10 protein-coding genes are annotated in these 6531 nt (G+C 34.1%); 4 read left to right on the forward strand and 6 right to left on the reverse strand.

Annotation, left to right across the window (positions count from 1 at the left end):
• Together PX700_RS21275 and PX700_RS21280 are read left to right on the forward strand one after the other, a co-directional pair.
• Positions 1 to 215: hypothetical protein (locus PX700_RS21275; RefSeq protein ID WP_479521875.1), on the forward strand; the 215-nt coding region annotated here is incomplete at its 5' end.
• A gap of 23 nt (positions 216 to 238) precedes the next feature.
• The gene (locus PX700_RS21280; protein ID WP_479521876.1) at positions 239 to 988 is read left to right on the forward strand and encodes a nuclease-related domain-containing protein; all 750 of its coding nucleotides are present in this window, start codon (positions 239 to 241) and stop codon (positions 986 to 988) included.
• 459 nt (positions 989 to 1447) lie between these two features.
• On the opposite strand, the gene PX700_RS21285 is transcribed toward PX700_RS21280, so the two are convergent.
• From PX700_RS21285 to PX700_RS21295, 3 genes are all read right to left on the reverse strand, one after another.
• The gene (locus tag PX700_RS21285; RefSeq protein ID WP_446710817.1) at positions 1448 to 1687 is read right to left on the reverse strand and encodes a hypothetical protein; all 240 of its coding nucleotides are present in this window, start codon (positions 1685 to 1687) and stop codon (positions 1448 to 1450) included.
• Positions 1688 to 1715: 28 nt separating this feature from the next.
• Positions 1716 to 2357: a ParA family protein gene (locus PX700_RS21290; RefSeq protein ID WP_446710816.1), complete on the reverse strand. Its 642-nt coding sequence runs from the start codon at positions 2355 to 2357 to the stop codon at positions 1716 to 1718.
• Between the two features lie 348 nt (positions 2358 to 2705).
• A complete protein-coding gene (locus tag PX700_RS21295; RefSeq protein WP_479521877.1) occupies positions 2706 to 3656 on the reverse strand; it encodes an Rpn family recombination-promoting nuclease/putative transposase in 951 nt (316 codons plus the stop codon).
• A gap of 474 nt (positions 3657 to 4130) precedes the next feature.
• Between PX700_RS21295 and PX700_RS21300 the strand changes: the two genes are divergently transcribed.
• Complete coding sequence (locus tag PX700_RS21300; RefSeq protein WP_479521878.1) at positions 4131 to 4763, forward strand: hypothetical protein; 633 nt, start codon at positions 4131 to 4133, stop codon at positions 4761 to 4763.
• A 174-nt stretch (positions 4764 to 4937) separates the two neighbouring features.
• Here PX700_RS21300 and PX700_RS21305 read toward each other — a convergent pair whose 3' ends face one another.
• From PX700_RS21305 to PX700_RS21315, 3 genes are all read right to left on the reverse strand, one after another.
• The gene (locus PX700_RS21305) at positions 4938 to 5465 is read right to left on the reverse strand and encodes a hypothetical protein (protein WP_479521879.1); all 528 of its coding nucleotides are present in this window, start codon (positions 5463 to 5465) and stop codon (positions 4938 to 4940) included.
• Between the two features lie 105 nt (positions 5466 to 5570).
• The gene (locus tag PX700_RS21310) at positions 5571 to 5849 is read right to left on the reverse strand and encodes a type II toxin-antitoxin system RelE/ParE family toxin (protein ID WP_479521880.1); all 279 of its coding nucleotides are present in this window, start codon (positions 5847 to 5849) and stop codon (positions 5571 to 5573) included.
• Positions 5846 to 6130, reverse strand: coding sequence for a damage-inducible protein J (locus PX700_RS21315; RefSeq protein ID WP_446702001.1), 285 nt, complete (start codon positions 6128 to 6130; stop codon positions 5846 to 5848). Before PX700_RS21315 ends, PX700_RS21310 begins: the two co-directional genes overlap by 4 nt.
• A 309-nt stretch (positions 6131 to 6439) precedes the next feature.
• Between PX700_RS21315 and PX700_RS21320 the strand changes: the two genes are divergently transcribed.
• The coding region (locus PX700_RS21320; protein WP_479521881.1) for a hypothetical protein at positions 6440 to 6531 on the forward strand (92 nt) is incomplete at its 3' end.

Genomic DNA, 6531 nt, shown 5'->3' on the forward strand with positions numbered 1-6531 from the left:
CGTTAAAGCAAAGTGATTTTTCTACTATCGCCAGTATGTGTGAAAGTAATGGTGAAGAATATAAAGAGCAAGCCTTACAAAATATTTTCAAGCTTAATAGAGAAAGATGTAAGCGACTCATTTTGGCTAAAAAAGCGAGAATAGATAACCCTAAGATTTTGAAAGAGGTTGATAAAACATTTAGTTGGTCGGCATCCATTCAGAAAATACGATGAATGAAATAATTTAGGATTTAATCTTGAGAGCTAAGAAAATAGTATTTGCTACAATTGTTGGTTTTGTTCTTGTCGGACCTATAGGTGCCTGTACTGTTGCCGTTATTTCAGTATTTCTGACGAGAAATAAGAAAAGTTCATATCGAGAATCAAACCATGATAATTGGAACATACCAGATATTTCTGATTTAAATTCATTAAATTATTCAGCATATAAGAGAAAAGAAGCGGGTGATTATGGTGAAAAACTGATGAGAGCCAAACTGAAAGAACTAAAGGGAAATCTTATTAACGGATATATAACTACTGAAAATATGATATTTAAAGGTCGTAATTTCGAGGTTGATTTTCTTGTTCTCATGCCTAAAGTTGGGCTTATTGTCGTAGAGGTAAAACATTACGCTGGAGAAGTTTACTGTAACAGTGATAAAGAGTGGTATCAAATAAGCTCACAGAATGGTAAAAAATTTTATAAAAATGCTTCTCTTCAATCATTACGAACGACATCACTTTTAAAAGAACTTTTAGAATCAAAATATATAGGTAAATGGCCCTTATTATCAGTTGTCGTGTTTACGCATCCAACGGCTAAGATATATAAACAAACAGGTGAAAAGAAACCTCAAACAGAGATACTTAAACGCAACATGTTTGAAAATTGGTTACGTGAACAAGAGCAGAATATCAATATAAGCTTTTCAACTGATGATTTTAACAATATACGGCATTTATTAAAATCGAATGAGCATGAGTTTTCTAGAACTAAAAATTAACTTTGGAGTGTATTGTTGGAATTGCCCGCTAACCTTTCAACTAATAATATAGCTAAGTTTTTGTTATTTAATGCATTAATATAATAACGAAATAACGAAATAACGAAATAACGAAATAACGAAATAACGAAAGTGTTTTTATTTTCCAATATTATTAAATGGGTTTTGAAGTTTAACGGTATGGTTTTATATTACGTAGAATAAGGTACGGGTTATGTGACAGCCCCGTGGTAACTAGATTTGGAAAAAACTAGGTTTCAGGCGTAGAACCCCTCTTTAGTGAATAAAAAGGGAAAATTTAGCTAAGAGAGGTAAATCTAATTGTTGTTGGATCTACCTTTCTAATTGTCGCGTTATACGTTACAGAAATTTCGGCTGCTTTGGCATAAACTCAATTATAGTTACGATAATCGTTAAATAACGAAATAACGAAATAACGAAATAACGAAATAACGAAATTTAGCCGCCTTTTTGTTTTTTATATAACTCAAATGCTTCTTTCATAATATTAACCATACTCATATCATGTCCAGCGGCAAAACTTTTCAAATCCCTCTTGAATTCAGCGTCTACTTTAAAGTTTAGTGGTACAAGTTCGGCATTGCCTGCTTTAGTTATATTATTACCAACAATATTTTTATGAGTTTCTACGTTTGGTGCATTGCCTAATCTATTAGGTTTCTTTGTTGGTGTTGCCATTATTTTTCCTCGTTAATTCGTTAATTCGTTAATTCGTTAATTCTTCAAGTTTATTTATTATGTTTTGAATTACGTTATCAGCTTTTTCTTTTGGTTGTTTGAAGCGAGATTCTATAATACTTTTGCCATCGTTCATTGCTTGTCTGTAACACGGTTTATCTTCAATACGTCCATCTATTAAGTAGTAGTTTGTTTCGCGTAGATAATCTTGAGCTTCTTTATATTCAATATCGGATCCTGAAGCTCGATTAAATACGAAGCAAATCTTGTTTGTGCTAATGCCTTCTTTTTTTAAATTATTCGCTAAAATAACAGATGGCTCTAAGTCATCTAAAGCTAATCCTGTAGGGATTATTATAAGATCTGCTATTTGAGCTACTTCATTTGTAGCACGACTAGCTGTTGGCGCTCCATCGATGATAAATAGGTCATAATTATCAGCTTGTTTGAGGGCTTGTCCTGCATTACCAAATGCTTCTACTGCTATGGTAGGCTCTATCTTATTTGTTAGTCTGCGTTGCAGCCACGTAAAAGAAGTAGATTGATTTATATCTAAATCAGCGATTTTCACATCCCATTCAGCAGCAGCGTAACAAGTAGCAATCGCTCGTGCTAGGGTGCTTTTCCCTGATCCACCTTTCTGTCCTATGACGCTAATTATTAATCCCATTTATGTATATCCTTTGATTTCGTTAATTCGTTATTTCTACATTTGAAATAATAAGTTGTATTTCATCCTATGTAAAGCAGAATTAACGAATTAACGAATTAACGAATTAACGAATTAACGAATTAACGAATTAACGCTTTTCGTTAGGCGTTATGACATTTAAGTTATGATCTAATGCATGGTGACATTTAAGTTATGACAAATTTGTTGTAGGACTGCAATTAATGTAGTGACATTAGGGTAGACCATAATGTCACCTACTTTCTAAATCACAAAAAAAGAGCGAACACCGTTCGCCCTTTAATATTACATATCCACAAAATGTGCATTACATTATGACGGAATGTATTAATGAGAAATAAGTTCTAATTCACGAGAGCTAAATCCAGTCGCTTTCATGATTGCGGCTTTATCTACGCCTGATTGCAGTAAATTACGTGCCATTTCTTTCAATGTATCTTGACGTCCTTCTTGGCGTCCTTCTTGGCGTCCTTCTTGACGCCCTTCTTGACGTCCTAATTGTAGCCCTTCTTGTTTCCCTTGTAGGATCAATTGCTCTGCTATTGTCATTAGTGTGCCCTCGTGTTTTGGTACTTGATGCGCCAACTCTTCCAATAACGTATTCACGTTCTGAGTTTCCCCTACCGTTACTAAGTATTCAATTAGGGTTCGGACTTGGCTGTCTGTATGGTAGTCATTTAATAATAAGATGGCTAACGATTCAAGAATATCATTGATGTCTTTTTGGTAAATGTGTTTCTGAACTAACTCTAATAGTGCAATGCGCTTGTGCTGCATTATCTCGCTGTCATCCATTACAGTGACATCCACTAATGGAAAATCATTGTTATAGAGTGCTTTCGCCATTTCTGGTTTAGTAAAACAATCTAACCAATTCATGCTGTATGGATATGGTGATGTTTTACCATGATAGAACAGTAGTGGAACGACTAAAGGCAACTCTTTATTTCCAGCGTCAAGATGCTTTTGCATGGCTGCAATAGCATATCTGAACATACGAAAGGCCATATGCTCGTCAGGGCTACTTTGGTGTTCAATGAGAGCATAAATATAGCCGTCACCACACTCTGTTTTCATTGAGTAGAGCACGTCTGAATAGTACGGACGTAAGTCGTCTTCTAAAAACGAACCTGATTCTAGTTTCAATGTTGATAAGTCGCATAACGTTTTAAGATGCGTTGGTAAGTGTATTTCCAACATATCTTTAGCGTTATCAGGCGTTGTTAAAAAGGCTTTAAACAACCCATCATGGGGCGTTGTTGTATTTTTTTTACTCATGAAAAGTGATCCACTCTACTGATTAAGTTAAGTATACCACTAATCGAATGGAAAATAATTTAGTGTCTGAGAGTGGTTAAAATGGAGGTTATGACGTAATTTTTGTTTGGAATTGATTTCAATTTTATTACCCTGTAAATCGCTCTGAAAGTGTCATAAACTTTCAACAGCGTTTTGGCGAATATCGGTGTTGTTTATATCTTAAAGGCGGCACTATGGGCTTCTGAGGCTGCGAAAGCGTGGTTTTTATAGGCTAACTTACGGATTTAACATAAGGGGCATATCGCGCATCAAGTTTGCGCTGACAAAGTTTGCTGACATCAAAGGTCGTCTAATTTGCGCTGACATAATTTTGTTATGTAAAATAAAAAAAAAGAGATATATTAAACTTTTATATTGGAATTAGTTATGAAAATTTTATTTATTATAGTCCCATTTCTACTTTCGGCATGTGGCGGAGATGACTCTGATTCTGTGAACGATACGATAAGCCTTAATGATGGTGTTTATGAAGATGCTAATGGGCATTCATTATTTTTTAAAGATGATGAAGCATATTTGTATGTATATAAACCACCAGGTCCTAAGTATGATGGAGCTTATGAATCATCCGATAATAGAGCAATAGAAATTCTCAACTCGTACGAAGATAACGTAATTACTAAAGAGTTTACTAATGCTCAAATGGGCGATTATTTTTTTTATGAGAATGCTGATGTACAGTTAACATTTAGTGCGAACACCGTAAATGCACTTATTGCTGATGAGAATGGCGTTGCCTTCTATGACAATAATGTGTTCACAAAGAATAGGAGTAACTTTGATTTTGAGTTGCTAGCTAAACAATTCACTGACTATGATGGTAATTTAATAACTGTAACCCAAGAAAATAAGTTATCAATGATCTATCGTGATTGCAATATCACCTCAAATATAGAAAAAACATCATTTTATTATCGAGTCAATACAGCAACAATTGAGTGTACTGACTCGTCAAATTTTAGAAATGGTATGTATTCTGGCGTTATTTACAAAGCGAATAACTCGGCAATAATGATTTTGCGTAATAACGATTGGATGTTTAGAACAACTTTTCCTTTATCTTAATCATTCAACATAACATCCGTTCTACGTATCGCAGCAAATATCGCCAAATTTGGCGATATTTTTTTAGCTCGTGATCACGTTTTCATTCAAATATCGATAAAATGAGTCATAACTTCATTGTCATGTGACATTAAGGCAAACCCTAATGTCATTAGTAGTATTTGTAGCTTCAATTTAAGTACAAGGAGCTTGATAAGCAATATTTCGGTCTTTTCCAAATAGTGTATCGCTGAATATGGCACACCTTAAATAATCCGAATTATCGATGTCTAAATTATCAGGGCAGGATGTGTACACCACTTTTTGTTTGTTAAATGTTATCTGCTTTAGTTGTCCATCGGTGTTTATTGCTAATCCACTATCGATAAACATCAAATCATCTTGAATTGCTATTGGATATGAATTTGCAGGAGCAGCCCATTGAGTAATTATTTTTCCACTAGAATCATATTCAAAAATTTGTTCCGTGCCATATATATAATCAGGGCTATTTGGCGGTGGTAATATTGAAATCTTCGTACTTAACGTCCAACCACAAGTACCATCGTAATATCCTTTTTTATTCCAATAATTAATGTCTTTCTCTATTGTTATTTTTGGTGATTGGTTTTCAGGAACCCATGTATCTATATCAATAGTAGGGCTATGGCTACAACCTGAAATAATAGTAATTAAACTAATTTTTAATATGTTTTTTTTCATACGATTATCTTAATTATAGAGTTTAAACAACATGATATGAGAGTGATTATTGAGTGAACAAAAAGTAAAGGTCACTTTAAAATTGGCGGTCTTTTTTATAAAAAATTAAGTAACGGGAAATTTTTGTTTCTGGTGAAGCACTCGCATTACTTGGATTGTCGAACCATATACATTATATGATATGAGCATAGATATTTCGGGAATAATCAAGATTCGACCTCTAATCCCATCTCTTTGAATGCCCATTAACGGCTGTTCTAAAAGGTTATCCACTTTCATTTCGATTATGTTATCTGTTCTTTCTGCTGCTTCAGGGTTGAAGTCATGGAGAAATTCAAAGATTTTCTCGCGGTCATTAAGTGATTCCTCTTCCCAGAAGATCATGATGACGGCCTATTACGGATCTTATTTTTACGATGTTCCATCTGAGATTTTGCATCTTGTTGCTCTATGAAATTAGCTTTCCCAGAATCAAACTTTTCAAACGCAATATTAACCTGATCACTTAACCAAGTATCATGTGTCATTGCTTTACGTTGTTGTTCTGCAAGTTGCTCGATTAGTTTACGGCAAGCATCACTAAGGGTTCGACCTTGGCTTTCTGCCATTTGTTGAGCTAAGTGTTTAGTTTCTTCTGCTATGCGGAATTGTATTCGAGTTTCCATAAATAAATCCTTATGTGTACACACAAATGTTAGCACTATGGTAAGGGTTTAATAATTAAGATGCAATCAAGGTTTTGTCAATTTAACGTAATGAGCAAAGTAATAATCATAAAGGCTGCTAAAATTTAGCGGCTTTTTTTGTTACTTGTGATCACGTTTTAATTCAAATACAGCTAAAATGAGTCATAACTTCATTGTCATGTGCCAATTGGGTAGACCCTAATGTCACATGATAATGAATTATGTAAAGAAGCCACAAAATAAGTAGTGGCTTCAAATAATAATTAATTTATTCTTTCCGAATCTTATATCGCTAATTGGTTGACGGCATTGAAAAATGACAAACGTTATATTTTCAAAGCAGCCAGTCAAGCAAGTAAAGCGCATCAATTTTTACGAGA

The sequence above is a fragment of the Pseudoalteromonas sp. TP27 genome (assembly GCF_056470645.1).

Bases quoted from the DNA above. Each gene is read 5' to 3' on its own strand.
- PX700_RS21285 (WP_446710817.1), bottom strand. From the start codon at position 1,687: ATGGCAACACCAACAAAGAAACCTAATAGATTAGGCAATGCACCAAAC.
- PX700_RS21290 (WP_446710816.1), bottom strand. From the start codon at position 2,357: ATGGGATTAATAATTAGCGTCATAGGACAGAAAGGTGGATCAGGGAAA.
- PX700_RS21295 (WP_479521877.1), bottom strand. From the start codon at position 3,656: ATGAGTAAAAAAAATACAACAACGCCCCATGATGGGTTGTTTAAAGCC.
- PX700_RS21305 (WP_479521879.1), bottom strand. From the start codon at position 5,465: ATGAAAAAAAACATATTAAAAATTAGTTTAATTACTATTATTTCAGGT.
- PX700_RS21310 (WP_479521880.1), bottom strand. From the start codon at position 5,849: ATGATCTTCTGGGAAGAGGAATCACTTAATGACCGCGAGAAAATCTTT.
- PX700_RS21315 (WP_446702001.1), bottom strand. From the start codon at position 6,130: ATGGAAACTCGAATACAATTCCGCATAGCAGAAGAAACTAAACACTTA.